At 63.3% G+C, this 18,585-nt stretch carries 13 protein-coding genes and 2 tRNA genes; 9 read left to right on the top strand and 6 right to left on the bottom strand.

Annotation, left to right across the window (positions count from 1 at the left end; all coding sequences use genetic code 11):
• Positions 1-132: 132 nt before the first annotated feature.
• Complete coding sequence (groES, locus tag Q4I12_RS09615; protein WP_006004684.1) at positions 133-423, top strand: co-chaperone GroES; 291 nt, start codon at positions 133-135, stop codon at positions 421-423.
• 60 nt (positions 424-483) lie between these two features.
• Positions 484-2,130 carry a chaperonin GroEL gene (groL, locus tag Q4I12_RS09610; RefSeq protein ID WP_006004682.1) on the top strand — a complete coding sequence of 549 codons (1,647 nt, stop codon included), beginning with the start codon at positions 484-486 and terminating at the stop codon, positions 2,128-2,130.
• A gap of 468 nt (positions 2,131-2,598) precedes the next feature.
• Here groL and Q4I12_RS09605 read toward each other — a convergent pair.
• Positions 2,599-2,675: transfer RNA gene (locus tag Q4I12_RS09605), tRNA-Arg, on the bottom strand.
• Positions 2,676-2,734: 59 nt separating this feature from the next.
• On the opposite strand from Q4I12_RS09605, the gene Q4I12_RS09600 reads away from it, so the two are divergent.
• Positions 2,735-2,881 (top strand): hypothetical protein, encoded by a 147-nt coding sequence (locus Q4I12_RS09600; protein WP_302261431.1) that lies wholly within the window; start codon positions 2,735-2,737, stop codon positions 2,879-2,881.
• A gap of 103 nt (positions 2,882-2,984) precedes the next feature.
• On the opposite strand, the gene Q4I12_RS09595 is transcribed toward Q4I12_RS09600, so the two are convergent.
• The gene (locus tag Q4I12_RS09595; protein ID WP_302261430.1) at positions 2,985-3,677 is read right to left on the bottom strand and encodes a hypothetical protein; all 693 of its coding nucleotides are present in this window, start codon (positions 3,675-3,677) and stop codon (positions 2,985-2,987) included.
• A gap of 196 nt (positions 3,678-3,873) precedes the next feature.
• Entirely contained in the window at positions 3,874-4,437 is a 564-nt protein-coding gene (locus Q4I12_RS09590) for an HPP family protein (protein WP_302261429.1), read from the bottom strand.
• Positions 4,438-5,192: 755 nt separating this feature from the next.
• Between Q4I12_RS09590 and Q4I12_RS09585 the strand changes: the two genes are divergently transcribed.
• From Q4I12_RS09585 to Q4I12_RS09560, 6 genes are all read left to right on the top strand, one after another.
• Positions 5,193-6,401 (top strand): ammonium transporter, encoded by a 1,209-nt coding sequence (locus Q4I12_RS09585; protein WP_297137745.1) that lies wholly within the window; start codon positions 5,193-5,195, stop codon positions 6,399-6,401.
• A gap of 46 nt (positions 6,402-6,447) precedes the next feature.
• Positions 6,448-6,783: a P-II family nitrogen regulator gene (locus tag Q4I12_RS09580; RefSeq protein ID WP_297137744.1), complete on the top strand. Its 336-nt coding sequence runs from the start codon at positions 6,448-6,450 to the stop codon at positions 6,781-6,783.
• A 109-nt stretch (positions 6,784-6,892) separates the two neighbouring features.
• The gene (locus Q4I12_RS09575; protein WP_302261427.1) at positions 6,893-9,049 is read left to right on the top strand and encodes a glutamine synthetase III family protein; all 2,157 of its coding nucleotides are present in this window, start codon (positions 6,893-6,895) and stop codon (positions 9,047-9,049) included.
• Between the two features lie 97 nt (positions 9,050-9,146).
• Entirely contained in the window at positions 9,147-13,727 is a 4,581-nt protein-coding gene (gene gltB / locus Q4I12_RS09570) for a glutamate synthase large subunit (RefSeq protein ID WP_302261426.1), read from the top strand.
• Positions 13,720-14,619, top strand: coding sequence for a diaminopimelate epimerase (dapF, locus tag Q4I12_RS09565; RefSeq protein WP_239463842.1), 900 nt, complete (start codon positions 13,720-13,722; stop codon positions 14,617-14,619). The genes gltB and dapF overlap by 8 nt, the downstream gene beginning before the upstream one ends.
• Before the next feature lie 2 nt (positions 14,620-14,621).
• Positions 14,622-15,857: an LL-diaminopimelate aminotransferase gene (locus Q4I12_RS09560; protein ID WP_302261425.1), complete on the top strand. Its 1,236-nt coding sequence runs from the start codon at positions 14,622-14,624 to the stop codon at positions 15,855-15,857.
• A 259-nt stretch (positions 15,858-16,116) separates the two neighbouring features.
• Here Q4I12_RS09560 and Q4I12_RS09555 read toward each other — a convergent pair whose 3' ends face one another.
• The 3 genes from Q4I12_RS09555 to rpsT form a co-directional block, all read right to left on the bottom strand.
• The gene (locus Q4I12_RS09555; protein ID WP_302261424.1) at positions 16,117-17,784 is read right to left on the bottom strand and encodes a sigma-54 interaction domain-containing protein; all 1,668 of its coding nucleotides are present in this window, start codon (positions 17,782-17,784) and stop codon (positions 16,117-16,119) included.
• A gap of 316 nt (positions 17,785-18,100) precedes the next feature.
• Positions 18,101-18,177 (bottom strand) — tRNA-Arg (locus Q4I12_RS09550).
• A gap of 68 nt (positions 18,178-18,245) precedes the next feature.
• Entirely contained in the window at positions 18,246-18,515 is a 270-nt protein-coding gene (gene rpsT / locus Q4I12_RS09545) for a 30S ribosomal protein S20 (RefSeq protein WP_006004646.1), read from the bottom strand.
• Positions 18,516-18,585: the final 70 nt, after the last annotated feature.

Here is an 18,585-nt window from a genome sequence, read left to right as displayed (position 1 = left end):
TATCTACTATCCCGTTGCGGGACCGCAGCAATGGTTTACGGCGGTCATGACGCGATAATTTCAGCTCCGCCCCGCGGACGCTGTGCATGCCACCCAAGCGTGGCCATAAAAATTTTTGGAGGATCTGACACCATGAAACTGCAGCCCCTGAACGATCGTGTGCTGGTCAAGCGCCTGGAAACCGAAGAAAAGACCGCCGGCGGTCTGTACATCCCCGACACCGCCAAGGAAAAGCCCTGCAAGGGTCAGGTGATCGCTACCGGTCCCGGCAAGGTCTTGGAAAACGGCACCCGCGTTGAACTGGCCGTCAAGAAGGGTGATCAGGTGCTCTTCAACAAGTACGCCGGCACCGAAGTCAAGCTGGACGGCATCGACCATCTGGTGATGCGCGAAGAAGACATCCTCGCCATCCTGACCGACTAACGCATACGCGCCGGTCATACACACTCTCCGCTTTTCGATTATTCCCAGGAGGAAAATATAATGTCCGCTAAAGAAGTTCTCTTCGACGTGAAAGCCCGCGAAAAACTGGCGCGTGGTGTTGATAAGCTGGCCAATGCCGTGAAGGTGACCCTCGGCCCCAAGGGTCGTAACGTTGCCATCGAAAAGTCCTTCGGCGCTCCCGTCATCACCAAGGACGGCGTGACCGTCGCCAAGGAAATCGAACTGGACGACAAGTTCGAGAACATGGGCGCCCAGCTGGTGAAGGAAGTCGCCTCCAAGACCTCCGACGCCGCCGGTGACGGTACCACCACCGCCACCATCCTGGCCCAGGCCATCTACCACGAAGGCGTGAAGCTGGTGGCTGCCGGCCGCAATCCCATGGCCATCAAGCGCGGCATCGACAAGGGCGTGGAAGCCCTGATCGGCGAACTGGCCAACCTGGCCAAGCCCACCCGCGACCAGAAGGAAATCGCCCAGATCGGTACCATCTCTGCCAACTCCGACGCCACCATCGGCAACATCATCGCCGAAGCCATGGCCAAGGTGGGCAAGGAAGGCGTGATCACCGTTGAAGAAGCCAAGGGCCTGGAAACCACCATGGACGTGGTGGAAGGCATGCGCTTCGACCGCGGCTATCTCTCTCCCTACTTCGTGACCAACGCGGAGAAGATGGAATGCGAGATGGACAACCCCTACATCCTGTGCACTGAGAAGAAGATCTCCAGCATGAAGGACATGCTGCCCGTGCTCGAACAGGTCGCCAAGGTCAATCGTCCTCTGGTGATCCTGGCCGAAGACGTGGAAGGCGAAGCCCTGGCTACCCTGGTGGTCAACAAGCTGCGTGGCGCCCTGCAGGTCGTGGCCATCAAGGCCCCCGGCTTCGGTGACCGCCGCAAGGCCATGCTGCAGGATATCGCCATCCTGACCGGCGGCCAGGTGGCTTCTGACGACACCGGCACCAAGCTGGAAAACATGACCCTCAACGACCTGGGTACCGCCAAGCGCGTGGTGGTCAAGAAGGAAGACACCACCATCGTTGACGGCGCCGGCAAGGCCGACGAAATCAAGGCCCGCGTGAAGCAGATCCGCGCCCAAGTGGAAGAATCCACCTCCGATTACGACCGCGAAAAGCTGCAGGAACGCCTGGCCAAGCTGGTGGGCGGCGTGGCCGTGGTCCATGTGGGTGCCGCTACCGAAGTGGAAATGAAGGAAAAGAAGGACCGCGTGGAAGACGCCCTGAACGCTACCCGCGCTGCCGTGGAAGAAGGCATCGTGCCTGGCGGCGGTACCGCTCTGATCCGCGTGTCCAAGGTGCTCGACAGCATCAAGCCCGCTGACGACGACGAACTGGCCGGCGTGAACATCATCCGCAACGCCATCGAAGCTCCTCTGCGCCAGATCGCCCACAACGCCGGCTTTGAAGGCTCCATCGTTGTGGAAAAGGTCCGCCAGGGCAAGGACGGCTTCGGCTTCAACGCCGCTACCGGCGAATACGAAGACCTCATCAAGGCCGGCGTCATCGACCCCAAGAAGGTGACCCGTACCGCCCTGCTGAACGCCGCTTCCGTGGCCTCCCTGCTGCTGACCACCGAATGCGCCATCTCCGAAAAGCCCGAACCCAAGAAGGACGCTCCTGCCATGCCTGACGGCATGGGTGGCATGGGCGGCATGGGCGGCATGTACTAAGCCGCCGCGAAGCCCCCGCTTCCGACTGAATGAAAAAGGCCCCGCTTCCGGCGGGGCCTTTTTTGTATCCGAGGTTTCCCGGTAATACGATCACGACCGGGCACACTTGCCTCGACAACAGCGAAACGGAGGTGGAGCCAACTTACTTGGGCAGACTCCCTTGGGACATTGGGAAGCCCATCCCTGCTGCACTGTTCAAAACAATAAGGCGCCCCCCAGAGCGGGGAGGCCGGTGTCCGCCATGAGCAAGATCAATGAAGGAAGGATAGCAGGACAAAGCGATAGTCAGCCTCTCCTCGCCTTGCTTTAGGCGCGAAAAACATTGCTCAGCCTTCCTCTTCAAGCAAAGGGGGAGGCTCCGGACAGGGACAGCGCGATAGCATGCGGCATCTTTGCCCGCACGCCCTGCTGAAGAAAAGATACAAAAAAAGCGGTCAGCCTGTTACAGCTAACCGCTTGTTTTTGTTGTGGTGCGCCCGAAGAGATTCGAACTCCTGGCCTACAGGTTCGTAGCCTGTTGCTCTATCCAGCTGAGCTACGAGCGCGTCGTGAGGGTGTTCTTATAGAAAAGCGGACAGCCTGTCAATGCTCTTGAGGAAAGAAAATGATTTTTTTTGAAGCGTACTCCGGGGAGTGGTCACCGGGCGTTATCCTATGGGACCGCCCTGCCCTTGAGGGCTTGCTGAAAAAGCATTCCATCCAGTATGCAGATATCGACAGGATGCTGGCAGAGCCTCGCCAGGCCTTCTAGTCAGGCGTCTTTCCATTTACCATTTCTCCTGCCATGCCCTGAAAATAACATCGCCCCGCCTGAAACCATCAGACGGGGCGATTCTTTTGACAGGAAGCCCGACCTATTGGGCAGCGGGCGTGCCGCGCAGGCAGCGCAGCAGGGCATCGTAGCTGCCGATGCCGTTCAACCCAGTGGACATGGCCACACACTGGCGGAAAGCCGCCGTAGCTGCGGCCTCAGCGGCAGTACACTGCTGCATGACGTCAGCATTGCCCTGCGAGAGCTGGGTACAGTAGTTGGCCGTGTCGTAGCCCAGCAGGTTCGCCACAGGCGAGGCCGGAGCAGCCGCAGGAGCCGGGGCAGCAGCCACGGCGGACTGCCCTCCTTCGGCAGGCGCAGCGGCGGTAGCGGCGGTGGCATCAGAGCCGGACAGAGCGCTGTTGAGCAGATAGCCGCCGGCAAGGCCGGCACCCACGCCCAGCAGGGCGCTGCCCATGCCGCTGCCCTGCGACTGCGGTGCGGCCATGGTCTGGCCGGGGGCCATCGTCTGACCATAGGGCATGCCCTGGGCCGTAGTGGGCTGGGTGGCCGTAGCGGCAGGAGCCGTAGTCGTCTTGGGAGCGGTCGCCGTAGCCGCCGCTGCCGGGGCAGCGGTCGTCTGTTGCGTGGCCGTCGGGGCAGGCTGGGTCACCGGTTTGCTGACCGTACGCGGGCGCACACGGTTACGCTTGACCGCCGCATCCGAACAGTCCACAGAGATCATGGCGCCCGCCACCAGAAGGCCCAGCAGCACGGTAAAGACCTTTTTTATCATCAACAATCTCCTTTAAAAAGGGAATAGCCACTGGAGGACAGTGCTTCGGTTACTCCTTTTATAATGTAGCCTATTCCCTTTCCGCAGGCAAGACAGCTGGATAACAGGGAACATACAGGGAGGACAGTCCTTTCTTTGCCGGATCCGCCGATCCTGTCATGCGGCAGCCTGCTCCCTGCCCAACCGCCCGTGAACTTTACCTTCCTGACAGGATATGGAGACCCGTCGTCTCTCCCTCTTTCACGCGCACACGACCGTACAGGCGGGCCCACAGATATGCCGCTGCCGTCATGGACCAGGCAACAGCCAGCATGAGGGCAGCACCCGCCAGGCAGGGGACTACAGCATACCAGAAGCCCAGCTGCCGGATCTGCTCTCCGCCTGTGACGGCGATAAGGGCCGTGGCCCCTCCCGGCGGATGCACTGTCCCGCTCAGCAGCATGACGGCGATGGCTGTGGGCACGCAAAGGCATACAGCCCAGAAGGGCGGCAGCCATTGTGCGCAGGCCACACCGACCAGAGCAGAAAAAAAGTGCCCTCCCAGCAGATTGCGTGGACGGGACAACGGACTGTCCGGGGCTGCGAACAGCAGTACCGCCGAGGCACCAAAAGAACCTATCAACATGGGCACGCCGTAATCGCCTACGGCCAGTCTGTCCAAAGCCACCACCAGTAACAGGCCGCAGCAGCTCCCCAGCCAGGCACGCCCTACCTTGAGAGCACTTGCGCCCCTTCCTGCCAACCATGCTTGTCCGGGCATCCTGATCTCCTTGTCTGTGTTTGAAGGTCATCCTCTTGTTCCACAGGGAGATACCCGCATCACGCCCGGGATTCCGTGTGCGGGCGCACGAAAACCATCTTTTCCCGGCAAGAAGCAGGATGGATTCCTCACCATGCAGGCAGGCCAGCTTCGCCTTTGCACAGATCCTGTCCAGGGCATATCTTTCCGCCCTTGTTGTCTTGGTCCGCAGGGAACTATCCGGCACAAAACAACGCTTCGTAACATAGCGTCTGTCCGTCCGGACCTGCGGCTCCGCTTTGTCCACATTTTGGTATAAAATTAAAAAAATATAATTATATCAATATGATATATTTCAATTTTCAGTGATTGGGTGTTCAATCAATGCAGAGCGCATCCACTTTCTACATTCTGGTAGAAAAATAAAAATATCTTCATATCTAGTTGATTTATAAAGATTATCAACCTCAAATCCCGTTTGTGCCGTAAAGCGCATGTTCGTACATTCGGCACATTTCTACCATTTGGTAGAAATATACCTTTCCCAAGGACTCTTTTTCTTCTGCATTATGGTGCGCTTTCGTTAAATATAAATTTTTTATAAATAATTTTAGCTTATTACATCAACAAACCTTCCTCATATCTGCTTCTGGCACAAGGATTGCTTTGTCCTGTGCCGTCTGCCGCTGCTCGCTGTCTGAGAAAACGGCAATCATATTTTCCGCAGTGCACAGGCCCGATACCTGTCGCACCGCCAGACCACAGGAAGGTTTTCCATGAATCCTGCAGACACCGCGTTCATCATCCTTTGCGCCACGTTCGTCATGCTCATGACCCCGGCTCTGGCCTTATTCTACGGCGGGCTCGTCCGGTCAAAGAACATCCTCTCCACATGCATGCACAGCTATGCCTCCTTGGGGATGGTTTCCATCATCTGGGCCCTGTTCGGCTATTCCCTTGCCTTCAGCGGCGATATCTCCGGCCTTATCGGCAACCTTGACCATGTGTTCCTCATGGGCGTGGGGGGCGAAGCCAACGGCCCCGCAGCCAATCTGCCGCATAATGTCTTCATGGCCTTCCAGTGCATGTTCGCAGCCCTTACCGTGGCGCTCATTTCCGGTGCCTATGCCGAACGCATCCGTTTCTCGGCCATGCTGGTCTTTTCCGCACTCTGGACGGTCTTTGCCTATTGCCCCATGGCACACTGGGTCTGGGGCGGTGGCTGGATGGCCAAGCTGGGCGCCGTGGACTTTGCTGGTGGTGCCGTAGTGCATATGGCTTCCGCCGCAGCTGCCCTGGCCTGCGCCCATGCGGTGGGGCCCCGCGCTGATCTCGGCAAGACGCCCATGATCCCCAATAATCTGCCCATGACGCTCTTTGGCGGCGGCCTGCTCTGGTTCGGCTGGTTCGGCTTCAATGCCGGCAGTGCTCTGGCTGCCAACGCCCTTGCGGGCCACGCCCTGGTCACCACCCATCTGGCCACGGCCGGCGGCATCTTCGGCTGGATGCTCCTTGAATACCTGCGCTTCGGCAAGGCCACGACCCTGGGTGCCATCTCCGGTGCGCTGGCGGGCCTCGTCTCCATCACGCCCGCAGCCGGTTTCGTGGGAGTCATGCCTGCTTTGGCCATCGGCTTTGCCGGCGGCATGATCTGCTACGGTGGCATCCTGCTCAAGAACCGCCTGGGCTATGACGACGCCCTCGACGTGGTAGGCATCCACGGTGTAGGCGGCACTTGGGGCGCCTTTGCCACCGGTCTGTTCGCCTCCGCCGGCATCAACGGTGTCAACGGCCTGTTCTACGGCAATCCGTGGCAGCTTGTGGTTCAGATCATCTCCATCGTCGCCACCTGGGGCTTTGTTTACCTGGTCAGCCGCATCCTGCTGAAGCTGACGGATGCCCTGGTGGGCCTGCGTGTGGATCCCGCCTCCGAGACCCGGGGTCTGGACCTCAGCCTGCACAACGAACGCGGCTACACCCTGTAACTGCCGAGACATCTCCACCTGTCACTAGGAATATCTGGAGCCTACTATGAAAAAGCTCGAAATCATCATCCGCCCCTCCAAGTTCGAAGAAGTGAAGCAACAGCTGACCACTATCGGCATCCACGGCATGAACTACAGTGAAGTGCGCGGTTTCGGCCGCCAGCACGGGCATACGGAAGTCTATCGCGGCACCACCTACGCCGTGGACTGCCTGCCCAAGATCAAGATCGAGATTGTGGTCCATGACGAAGCACTGGAAAAAGTGCTGCAGGCTGTTACCGTAGCCCGCACCGGCGAGATCGGCGATGGCAAAATCTTCATCTACGACGTGCTGGATGCCATCCGCATCCGTACCGGTGAACGCGGCCCTGACGCCCTGTAAGGATCCGCTACCCAAAGTTTTTCCGTTTTCCTCCCCATCAGGCCGCCGTGAAAGGTGTCACCCTCTCCTTTCCGGCGCGCCTGAAAAAAGAGATCCAAGGAGTCTCCCCATGAATGCTCGAACTGATGCCATCCGGCAGATCGCCCAGAGCCATCTGGACCACCAGCCCCCTGCCACCGATATCGACACCATCTTCGGTTGTGACGTTTTCTCCCTCGACATCCTGCAAAAGCGTCTGCCCAAGCCCGTGTTCCGCACGCTGAAGGCCACCATCGCCCGCGGTGAACGCCTTGACCCGGACATCGCGGATACCGTGGCCTGCGCCATGAAGGACTGGGCCATCAGCAAGGGGGCCACGCACTACACCCACTGGTTCCAGCCCATGACCGGCCTGACGGCCGAAAAGCACGACGCCTTCCTGACCCCCACCGGCGAAGGACGCGTCATCAACGAGTTCTCGGGCAAGATGCTCATCTGCGGCGAGCCGGATGCCTCCTCCTTCCCGTCCGGCGGTCTGCGCTCCACCTTCGAGGCCCGCGGCTACACGGCCTGGGATCCCACGGTCCCTGCCTTCATCATCGGCCGCACCCTGCATGTGCCCACCCTGTTCTACAGCTATTCGGGCGAGGCCCTGGACCGCAAGATCCCGCTCATGCGTTCCATTTCCGCCCTTTCCCGCCAGGCCCTGCGCATCCTGCGCCTGTTCGGCAACGATACGGCCACCTTCGTGCGCCCCAGCGTGGGACCGGAACAGGAATACTTCCTTGTCGACCGCCGTCTGGCCGCCCTGCGCCCCGACCTGCTGCTGGCGGGCCGCACGCTGATGGGCACCCCGCCTGCCAAGGGCCAGGAGATGGAGGACCACTACTTCGGCTCCATCCCGGCGCGCGTCATGGCCTTCATGCAGGATGTGGAGGACGCCCTGTTCCGCCTCGGCATCCCGGCCAAGACCCGGCATAACGAGGTGGCCCCCGGTCAGTTCGAGATCGCGCCCATCTACGAGGACGCCAATATCGCCACCGACCACAACATGCTCATCATGAACCTGCTGCACGAGATCGCGCCGCGGCATGACTTCATCTGCCTGCTCCACGAAAAGCCCTTTGCCGGCGTCAACGGCAGCGGCAAGCACAACAACTGGTCCATCAGCGATTCCGAGGGCAACAACCTGCTCGATCCCGGCAAGACCCCGCTGGACAATGCCCAGTTCCTCGTTTTCCTGGCCGCCGTGCTGCGGGCCGTGCACAAGCACAGCGCCGCCCTGCGTCTGGGCACGGTAGGTGCGGGCAACGATCACCGTCTGGGCGCCAACGAAGCCCCGCCGGCCATCATCTCCGTCTATCTGGGCGACATGCTGACCGACGTCATCGACACCATCATGAACGGTGTGACCCACAAGCCCGGCCGCACCAGCATGGAGATCGGCGTTTCCTCCCTGCCGCCCCTGCCCGTGGATCTTTCCGACCGCAACCGCACCAGCCCCTTTGCCTTCACCGGCAACAAGTTCGAATTCCGGGCCGTGGGTTCCTCCCAGTCCATCGCGCCGGTGAACATCGCCCTGAATACGGCCATGGCCTGCGCCCTGGACGACATCGCCACCGAGCTGGAAGCTACCGTGGGCTCCGGCACGAGCCTCAACGCCGCCCTGCAGGAGCTGCTGCCCCGTCTGTTCCGGGAACATCAGGCCGTGGTCTTCAACGGCAACGGGTACTCGGAGGAATGGCCCGTGGAGGCGGCCCGTCGCGGCCTGCCCAACCTGGCCACCACCGTGGATGCCCTGGAACGCTACAACACGCCTGAAGTCATGGACGTGTTCCTGCGCCAGAACGTGCTTTCCGAACGCGAGATGCTGGCCCGGCAGGAGATCCTGCTGGACACCTACGCCAAGACCATCGCCATCGAAGCCTCGCTCATGCTGGACATGTCCCGCACGCAGATCCTGCCCGTCGCCCTGCAGGAGCAGGCCGCTGCCGCCGATCTGGTGCTCAAGACCCGGGCCGTCAGCACCGAGGCCGCCATGGAAGAAGAGCGCTTCACCTGCCTGCGCGGCCATACCGTGGGCCTGAACGCTGCCCTTTCCGCCCTGGAACAGCAGCTCGCCGCGCTGCGTGCCGCTGCGGACGCCCACACGGCCGCCCGTATCGCCCGTGACGGCGTGGTCCCTGCCATGCAGACCTGCCGCGAACACTGCGACGCCCTTGAGCGCATGCTCAATGCCGCCGTCTGGCCGCTGCCCTCCTATGCGGAGATGCTCTGGCTGCACTGATCCCCGAACTGGTCCCTTTGTCTCCCCGGGCCGGGCATGACCATCCCCGCCCGGGGACGTTTTCCCTCCACTCCCCCAGCCTTCCCAGGAGTGACATATGAACGGTCTTTTCGATCCCCGCCGGGAGCATGATGCCTGCGGTGTGGGTTTTGTTGCCTATCTGGACGGCCAGAGCCGTCATGACGTGATGCACATGGCCCTGGGTGCCATGACCCGCATGGCCCATCGTGGCGGCGGTGACGGTAAGAACGGTGACGGCGCCGGCATCCTCTTCCCTCTGCCGCGCGATTTCTTCCTGCGCCAGTGGCCCGCGTTGTCGGTCTGCGCCGCCCCCTGGGCCGTGGCCCAGCTTTTCCTGCCCCGGGATACGGCGCTGCGGGCACTGTGTCTGCAGCGCTTCCGCGAGATCTTCACGGCCTGCGGCCTGCGCGTGGAAGACGAGCGCGACGTCCCCGTGCGCGAAGACGTGCTGGCTCCCGCCGCCCGTCAGACCATGCCCGGCTTTTTGCAGCTGCTCGTCCTGCCGGATACCAGCTCCTCCGAAGCCGCCGAGCTCCATGATCCCGAAGCCCTTGAACGCCGCCTGTTCCTTGCCCGGCACATGGCCGAGAACCTGATCTGGAAGGAACTGCGCCGGCAGGGACAGGACACCCGCCTCTTCTATGTGGCCAGCTGCTCCTGCCGGAGCATCGTCTACAAGGGCATGCTCCCCGGCTCCCGGCTGGGCGAGTTCTATACCGATCTGACGGACGAGGACTGCGCCGCGCCTTTTGCCGTGTTCCACGAACGTTTTTCCACCAACACCCTGCCTTCGTGGCCCCTGGCCCAGCCCTTCCGTCTGGCCGCCCATAACGGCGAGATCAACACCCTGCGCGGCAACGCGGCCCACATGGGCGTGCGCGAGGCCGTGCTCGCCTCGCCCCTGCTGGGAGCACATCTGAAGGACGCCCTGCCGGTCATCAATCCCGATACCTCGGATTCCGGGACCCTGGACAACGTGCTGGAGCTGCTGGTCCGCGCGGGCTACACCCTGCCCCACGCCCTGATGATGATGGTCCCCGAACCCTTCGGGCCCACCTTCGTCATGGGCGACAACAAGCGAGCCTTCTACGAATATCACTCGTCCCTCATGGAACCCTGGGACGGCCCCACCTGCCTCGTCTTCACCGATGGCTGGCGGCGCGTGGGCGCCATGCTCGACCGCAACGGCCTGCGCCCCTGCCGCTGGAGCGTCTCCCGGGACGGCCTGATGGTGCTCGGCTCGGAAAGCGGCCTTGTGGACGTGCCTGAAGAGGACATCATCCAGCGCGGCCAGCTCCAGTCCCGGCGCATGATCCTGGCGGACGTGGAACACCACCGCATCGCGCCTGATGCGGAAATCAAGGGGCAGGTCATCCGCTCCCAGCCCTGGCGCCGCTGGCTCCAGAAGCACGCCGTGCGCCTTGAGACCCTGAACGGCATGGGCGAAGAAAGCGATGCCGCGCACGCCCTGCCGCCGCTGGACCGCCGTCTGCGTCAGGCTGGTTGCGACAGCACATGGCAGCGTCAGGTCCTCGTGCCCATGGCCGAGAACGCCCAGGAGCCCGTCTGCTCCATGGGGACGGACAAGCCCCTGCCCTGCCTCAGCGACGAGCCGCAATCCCTGTTCCGCTGGTTCAAGCAGCGTTTCGCCCAGGTGACCAACCCGCCCATCGACCCCTACCGGGAACAGCTGTCCATGTCGCTCATGGGCCATGCCGGACGTGCGGGCAACATCCTGGAACCGGGCCCCGAAAGCTGCGCTGTCCTGCGCCTGCCCCATCCTTTCCTCACCACGGACGACATGCGCCGGATCCGGGCCTCGCGGCGTCCCGCCGTCCGGGCCGTCACCCTTGACGCCACTTTCCCGGCCCACGGCGACGGGGAAGCCCTGCGCGCGGCCCTCGATCGCCTGTTCGCTGACGCCGAGGCTGCCATCGCCCAAGGGGCCACCATCCTGGTGGTGAGCGATACGGCCATGACGGCGGACAAGGCGCCCATCCCCGCCCTGCTGGCCTGCGCGGGCCTGCACCATCATCTCATCCGTGCCGGGCTTCGCCATGCCTGCGGCATCATCGCGGAAAGCGGCGAAGCCTGCGAGGTCATCCACATGGCGCAGCTCATCGGCTACGGCGTCAATGCCGTCTGCCCGCACGCGGCCCTGGATGCCGTCCGCCGCATGGCACGGGAAGGTCGCCTGAGCACGGACGCCGGGCCTCTTGACGAAGAAGACGCGCAGGAACGCTATATCAACGCCCTGAAGAAGGGCCTGCTCAAGGCCTTTGCCCGTCTGGGCATCTCCACCCTGCGATCTTTCCGCGGCTCGCAGCCCTTCGAGGCCCTGGGGCTGTCACAGGATGTCATCGACCGCTATTTCACGGGCACGCCCTGCTCCATCAGCGGCATCGGTCTGGAGACCCTGGCCCGCGATGCCGCCCTGCGTCACGCGCAGGCCTGGGACGATACCGATACCACCGCTGCCGCCCCTGCGGCGCGTCTCTGGAGCCCCCGTACCGTGCGCGCCCTGCATACGGCCGTCAATGAAGACACGGACGGACAGGCTCCCTCCCCGGCCTGGCAGACCTTCTCCAGCCTTTGCAACGAACAGGAAGCCCAGGGCTTCACGCTGCGCTCCCTGCTGGAGATCGCGCCCGACCCGGCCCGCGCCCCCGTCCCTCTGGACGATGTTGAGCCGGAAGAGGCCATCCTGCGGCACTTCGTCGGTGCGGCCATCTCCTATGGCGCCATCAGTGACGAAGCCCACCGCACCCTGGCCGAAGGCTGCAATGCCTGCGGCGTGCCCTCCAACTGCGGTGAAGGCGGCGAGGATCCGGCCCGCAACACGCCCCGGACGGACGCGGACGGCCGTCGTCATGACGCGCGCTCCCGCATCCGCCAGATCGCTTCGGGCCGCTTTGGCGTCACGGCGGAATATCTTGCCCATGCGGAAGAGATCCAGATCAAGGCGGCCCAGGGTGCCAAGCCCGGTGAAGGCGGCCAGTTGCCCGCCTACAAGGTCACGGTGGACATCGCCCGTGTCCGTGCCACCATGCCCGGGGTCTCCCTGGTCTCCCCGCCGCCGCATCACGACATCTACTCCATCGAGGATCTGGCGCAGCTCATCTACGACCTCCGTCACCTCAATCCTTCGGCCCGCATCTCCGTCAAGCTGGTGGCCGAAAGCGGTGTCGGGACCATCGCGGTGGGTGTGGCCAAGGCCGGTGCGGACTGCGTGGTCATCTCCGGCCATGACGGCGGCACCGGTGCCAGCCCCCATTCCGCCATCCACTATGTGGGCCTGCCGTGGGAATCCGGTCTGGCCGAGGCGCATCAGGCGCTGGTGACCTGCGGCATGCGCCGGCGGGTGTCCCTCCAGACCGACGGTCTGCTGCGCACCGGACGCGACGTGCTCGTGGCTGCCCTGCTGGGCGCCGAGGAATTCGCCTTCGGGACGGCGCTGATGGTCAGCATGGGCTGCGTCATGTGCCGCAACTGCATGAAGGGCCGCTGCCCGGCGGGCATCGCCACCCAGGACGAAAAGCTGCGTGCCCGCTTCAAGGGCCGCCCCGAATATGTGGAACGTTTCCTGCGCCTGCTGGCCGGGGACGTGCGCCGCGAACTGGCCGCCCTGGGCTTCCGCTCCCTGAACGAAGCCGTCGGCCATGCCGATCTGCTGGCACAGCGTACGGACATCACGGGCCGGGCGGCCTCCCTCGACCTCTCGCGCCTGCTCTGGACGCCTGACGCGGCCTGCGAACACCATGCCGGGGGCTTCCCCCGGGTCTGTGAACCCACGGCCCTGGAACAGGACCTCGATCAGGCCGCCGAACCCGTACTGGCGGGCCAGTGCGACTATCTGCGCATCGAGCGGACCATCCGCAATGTGGACCGTGCCGTGGGCGCGCGCCTTTCCGGCAGCATCGTCCTGCGTCACGGGGCCGCCGGTCTGCCCCAGGACAGCCTGCACCTCCACTTCCACGGTCAGGCCGGGCAAAGCCTCGGGGCCTTCCTGGCCCCCGGCGTGACCCTTGAGGTGGAAGGCAGCGTCAATGACTACGCGGGCAAGGGCCTTGCCGGCGGCACCATCGTGGTCCACCCCGATGCCGGGGCCCGCTTCGTGGCGGCGGAACAGGCCGTGGCCGGCAACGTGGCCCTGTACGGCGCCACCGCCGGGGAGGCCTACTTCTGCGGCCAGGCCGGGGAACGTTTTGCCGTGCGCAACTCCGGTGCCTGCGCCGTGGTGGAAGGTGTGGGCGACCACGGCTGCGAATACATGACCGGCGGTACCGTCGTCGTCCTGGGACGCACCGGCTACAACTTCGCCGCAGGCATGAGCGGCGGCACGGCCTTCGTCTACGATCTGGACGAGCATTTCCAGAACCGCTGCAACATCGAAAGCGTGGATCTGGAATCCGTCTGGCAGGAAGAGGATCAGGCCCTGCTGCGCCGCCTGGTGGAACGGCACGCGGCCTGCACCGGCAGCGCCAAGGCAGCGTCCCTGCTGGCCAACTGGGATGCCGCCCTGCCGCTCTTCGTCAAGGTCATGCCGCTGGATTACAAGAACGTGCTCCGCCGTCAGGCGGAAGCCGCCCACGACGCGGAGACCGCCTCCGCCACCGAAGAAGTGTTCCATGCACGAGGAGAGAACGACCATGCGTAAGATCGCCTTCACCAAGATGGAAGGCTGCGGCAACGATTACGTCTATCTTGACGGATTCTCGGAAGATCTGCGGCTCGCGGAAGGGGACATCCCCTCGCTGGCCCGTGCCGTCAGCGACAGGCATTACGGCGTGGGCTCCGACGGGCTGGTGCTCATCCTGCCGCCCACCTCACCGGACAGTGCCGACCTGCGCATGCGCATGTTCAATGCCGACGGCAGTGAAGCCGAGATGTGCGGCAACGCTTCCCGCTGCGTAGGACGCTTTGCCTGGGAGCATGCCCTGACCGACAGGCCCGTCATCCGCCTGGAGACCCTGGCCGGGGTCAAGCTCCTGCAGCGGGTGGACGATGCCGGAGGCTGCCCCTCCCGTGTCTGTGTGGACATGGGCACGCCGGAACTGGCCCGGCAGCGCATCCCCGTCCGCCCCGACACGACATCGGATCCCGAAAGCCCGTGCATCGGCCAGCCCATCCGGGTGCTGGATCGTGAATGGGCCGTGACCTGCGTGTCCATGGGCAATCCTCATGCCGTGGTCTTCGTGGACGATGTAGACAGTCTGGATCTGCCTGTGGTGGGCCCGGCCTTCGAACACCACCCCTGGTTCCCCAGCCGCACCAATACCGAATTCGTGCAGCTCATGGACGCGGGACATGTACGCATGCGCGTCTGGGAACGGGGTGCCGGAGAGACCCTGGCCTGCGGTACCGGCGCCTGTGCCGTGGCCGTGGCCTGCCATCTGACCGGACGTACGGGAAGGGAAGTGGCGGTGCAGTTGCGCGGCGGCACGCTGGACATCCGCTGGGATGAACGGACGGGACACGTCCTGATGACCGGCCCGGCCCGCACCGTTTTTTCTGGAGAATACAGCCCTGCCCAGGGACAGGAGGACTAGCCATGATCCGCAGCAACGAACATTACGCCGGACTGCCCGGCGCCTATCTTTTCGCCACGGTGGCCACCAGGGTCCGCGCGCACCGGGAACAGCATCCCGCCCTGCCTGTCATCAGCCTGGGTATCGGCGACGTGACCCGCCCCCTGCCGCCCGCCGTCATCACGGCCCTGCATTCGGCAGTGGACGAGATGGCCTCGTCCGCCTCCTTCAAGGGGTACGGCCCGGAACAGGGCTATGATTTCCTGCGCGAGGCCATCGCTGCGCATGACTACCGAGCCCACGGTGTGCAGATGGACGCCGCGGACATCTTCATCAGCGACGGTTCCAAGTGCGACGTGGCCAACATCCAGGAACTGTTCTCCCTGTCCTGCCGCGTGGCGGTCACCGACCCCGTCTATCCCGTCTATGTGGATTCCAATGCCATGGCAGGCCGCGCGGGCCGGTGGACGGGCGAGCGCTGGAGCGACCTCATCTACCTGCCCTGCACGGAAGCCAACGACTTCGTGCCGGACTTCCCCGACGCGGTACCCGACATCATCTATCTTTGCTATCCCAACAATCCCACGGGCACGGTGCTGCACAGGGATGCTCTGGCTGCCTGGGTGGACTATGCCCGCCGCCACGGGGCCCTCATCATCTATGATGCGGCCTACGAAGCCTTCATCAAGGATACGGACAGCGAGGTGCCGCACAGCATCTTCGAGATCCCCGGCGCCGAAGAAGTGGCCGTGGAGTGCCGCTCCTTCTCCAAGACGGCGGGATTCACGGGCCTGCGCTGCGCCTTCACCACCATCCCGGCCGCGGTGACCATCCCCGGCCCGGACGGTTCCCGCGTCCGTCTGCAGGACATGTGGAAGCGCCGCCAGAGCACCAAGTACAACGGCTGTCCCTACATCGTGCAGCGTGCCGCCGAGGCCGTCTACAGCCCAGAGGGGCAGGAACAGGTCCGCGCCACCATCGCGGCCTACATGGCCAATGCGGCCCGTATCCGTTCCGGCATCGAGGGCATGGGCCTTTCCTGCTACGGCGGCATCCATGCCCCCTATATCTGGGTGAAGACGCCTGACGGCATGGGTTCCTGGGAGTTCTTCGACTTTCTGCTCTCCCGCACTTCCCTGGTCTGCACCCCCGGTGCGGGCTTTGGGCCCAGCGGCGAAGGCTATGTACGCTTCACCGTTTTCGGCAGTGAGGAGGACACCACCGAGGCCCTGGAACGTTTGCAGGGACTGAGCTTGTAAATCTCATTCGGGGGAGGGGCCCTTGCCAGCAAAGCGGCAGGGCCCTTCCGCCACACTTTTGTCTTCTTTTGGAAGGACAGACACTCTTTTCCCCAAGGGCATACCGGAGCGCGGGGAAGGCACGAAGCGCTCCCTTATGCATAAGGCCCGCCAGAGCATGACTCCGGCGGGCCTTTTTCGTGCTGTAACAGGCAAAGAGCGGACGCTGCGGCCATCACGGATGGGGACAGCCTCCGCCCTTCCCAAGCAAATCCTTGCATCAGTGCTGGCGGAAATCCTTGTAGCTGATGCCATGTTTCTTCATACGCAGGGCCATGACGCGCTCCGTGAGCCCTAGGGCCTGGGCCGCATGCCCCATGTGCCCCTTGTGCCGGGCAAGGGCATCGGTGATGCAGGCGCGCTCCAGCTCGTCGAGACGATCCTGCAAGGTGCCGGAAGCCGTATAGGGCTCCACAGCCCCCTTGTGCGCCTCCGGGCCGAACGGGCAATGCGTACTGTGCAGTTCACGCGGCAGATGCTGGGGCAGGATCAGGCCATCCTGACCGACCAGGAGCACGGCCCGCTCCATGACGTTCTCCAGCTCACGGATATTGCCGGGCCAGGAATAACGTTGCAGCATGTCCATGACGGCCAGCGAGATGCGGATGCCTGAGCGTCCGTTGGCCGCAGCGTACTTGTCTACAAAATAGGCCGCCAGCGGCTGGATGTCGTTCTGCCGTTCGCGCAGGGGCGGCATGTGGATGGGGAACACATTCAGACGGTAATAGAGGTCGCGGCGGAACGTGCCCTCCTCCACCATGCGGGCCAGATCCCTGTTGGTGGCCGTGATGATGCGCACGTCCACGGACAGGCTCTCCGTACCGCCCAGACGCTCGAAACAGCGCTCCTGCAGGACACGCAGCAGCTTGGCCTGCGTCAGCAGGGAAAGTTCCCCCACTTCATCAAGAAAGAGCGTCCCGCCATCCGCCAGCTCGAAGCGTCCCTTGCGTATGCCCGAAGCACCGGTAAAAGCTCCCTTCTCATGGCCGAACAGTTCGCTTTCGATGAGGTTTTCCGGCAAGGCCGCACAGTTCAGCGAGATGAACGGCCCCTTGCTCCGCTTGCCGGCGGAATGGATGGCATGGGCGGCCAGCTCCTTGCCTGTGCCGCTCTCGCCGTACAGCAGCACCGTCGTCGTGGAAGGCGCCACCTGCGAGATCTGCTCATAGACAAGGCGCATGGCATCGGAATTGCCGACAAAACCGTGCGGACGCAGCGGCGCGGACAGCGCATTGCGCAGGCGCATGTTCTCTTCGATGGCCGCAACGCGCTCGTCCATGACGTTCTGCCGCGCCCTGGCCGCATGGGCGATCATGGACGCGATGATGGTCAGGATGCGCTCGTCTTCTTCCAGCGTCACGGCATCCGCAAAGACACGGTCCACGGAAAGGGCGCCCAGGACCTCGTCCTCGAACTTGATGGGCACACAGATGAAGGCGATGGTATCCTTTTGCAGGTCACGGGAACGGGTACGGTTCAAAAAGATGGGGCTGGCCGAAACATTGGAAACGACCATGGGCTGGCCGCTCTGGATGACGCGCCCCGTGACGCCCTCACCCAGCGCATAATGGCCCCGCCGCTGCTCGGCGGGATTCAGACCGTGGGCCACCTCGATGCGGATCTCGCCGGTATGGGGAGACACGAGGGTGATCATGCCCCGCATCATGTGCAGGTGCTGCGCCATCAGAGAGAGCGTCGCCTCCAGGCTGTGGCTGATGTCGCGGGAATGGTCGATGACCTGGGAAAGGTCGAACAGCAGCCGCAGCTCGCTGACCGTTTCACGTACGCGCTGCCGATGCGACGGCAGCACAGGAGATGTGGAGGGAGCCGCCCCTTTCTGATCAGGGGCGGAAGGATCCGTCGATGGCGTCTCTTGGTGTCGTTTCATGCGCAGGGCTCCCCTTTCCGGCTGCCTGCGGACATCCCGGCACGCCTCCAGCTTTTGGAGATCGGCCATCTCTCCTTTCCCGGCATCCGGCACCGGAAGCGGCACACAAAACAGGATACCCAAGGGGCCTGCGCTCCATGTCATGGAAGAGGACACACCGGAGCCATGCGGGAAAGATGTCCGTACCGGGAATGATGCGGCAGTACGGGCAGAACCCCGAAAGATACCGGCCCGTGGCATCCCGGGGCCCTGAAACAAGGCATTGAAAATACAAAAAAAGCGGCCAGCCATAACAGCCAACCGCTTATTTTTGTGATGGTGCGCCCGAAGAGATTCGAACTCCTGGCCTACAGGTTCGTAGCCTGTTGCTCTATCCAGCTGAGCTACGAGCGCATGTTTGAAATATTACGTTACCCGGCCGTCTCCGTCAAGCAAAAACGACGGTGACCGGTGCAGCCGCACTACTGAGCGTCGATAGCGTTGACGGCGCGAGACAGGCGGGACAGCTTGCGGGCAGCCTTCTTCCAGTGCATGGCGCCCTTGCCGGCGGCCTTGGCCAGCACGGAAGCGGCAACAGTCAGAGCGCTGCTGGCCTGTTCCTTGTCGTTGCCGGTGATGGCGGCGCGCACAGCCTTGACGGCGTTCTTCACGCGGGTACGGGCAGCGCGGTTGCGGGCGGCGTGTTTCAGGCTCTGCTTATGACGCTTGATGGCAGACTTATGGTTAGCCACGGTATTCCTCCGATATTTTGGCCTGCAATGCAGGTATAGTGCCTTCGTGTGAAGACGGATTCTTAGCAGA

The organism is Desulfovibrio piger (genome assembly GCF_951793255.1).
In the GTDB taxonomy this organism is placed as follows: Bacteria; Desulfobacterota; Desulfovibrionia; order Desulfovibrionales; family Desulfovibrionaceae; genus Desulfovibrio.
The sequence above is the reverse complement of the archived record's forward strand: the minus strand, read 5'-3'. Positions and strand labels throughout refer to the sequence as shown.

Coding starts and splice junctions, on each gene's coding strand:
- Q4I12_RS09555 (WP_302261424.1), bottom strand. CDS start 17,784: ATGAAACGACACCAAGAGACGCCATCGACGGATCCTTCCGCCCCTGAT.
- groL (WP_006004682.1), top strand. CDS start 484: ATGTCCGCTAAAGAAGTTCTCTTCGACGTGAAAGCCCGCGAAAAACTG.
- Q4I12_RS09595 (WP_302261430.1), bottom strand. CDS start 3,677: ATGATAAAAAAGGTCTTTACCGTGCTGCTGGGCCTTCTGGTGGCGGGC.
- Q4I12_RS09600 (WP_302261431.1), top strand. CDS start 2,735: ATGATTTTTTTTGAAGCGTACTCCGGGGAGTGGTCACCGGGCGTTATC.
- Q4I12_RS09590 (WP_302261429.1), bottom strand. CDS start 4,437: ATGCCCGGACAAGCATGGTTGGCAGGAAGGGGCGCAAGTGCTCTCAAG.
- Q4I12_RS09560 (WP_302261425.1), top strand. CDS start 14,622: ATGATCCGCAGCAACGAACATTACGCCGGACTGCCCGGCGCCTATCTT.
- Q4I12_RS09580 (WP_297137744.1), top strand. CDS start 6,448: ATGAAAAAGCTCGAAATCATCATCCGCCCCTCCAAGTTCGAAGAAGTG.
- dapF (WP_239463842.1), top strand. CDS start 13,720: ATGCGTAAGATCGCCTTCACCAAGATGGAAGGCTGCGGCAACGATTAC.
- Q4I12_RS09575 (WP_302261427.1), top strand. CDS start 6,893: ATGAATGCTCGAACTGATGCCATCCGGCAGATCGCCCAGAGCCATCTG.
- groES (WP_006004684.1), top strand. CDS start 133: ATGAAACTGCAGCCCCTGAACGATCGTGTGCTGGTCAAGCGCCTGGAA.
- Q4I12_RS09585 (WP_297137745.1), top strand. CDS start 5,193: ATGAATCCTGCAGACACCGCGTTCATCATCCTTTGCGCCACGTTCGTC.
- gltB (WP_302261426.1), top strand. CDS start 9,147: ATGAACGGTCTTTTCGATCCCCGCCGGGAGCATGATGCCTGCGGTGTG.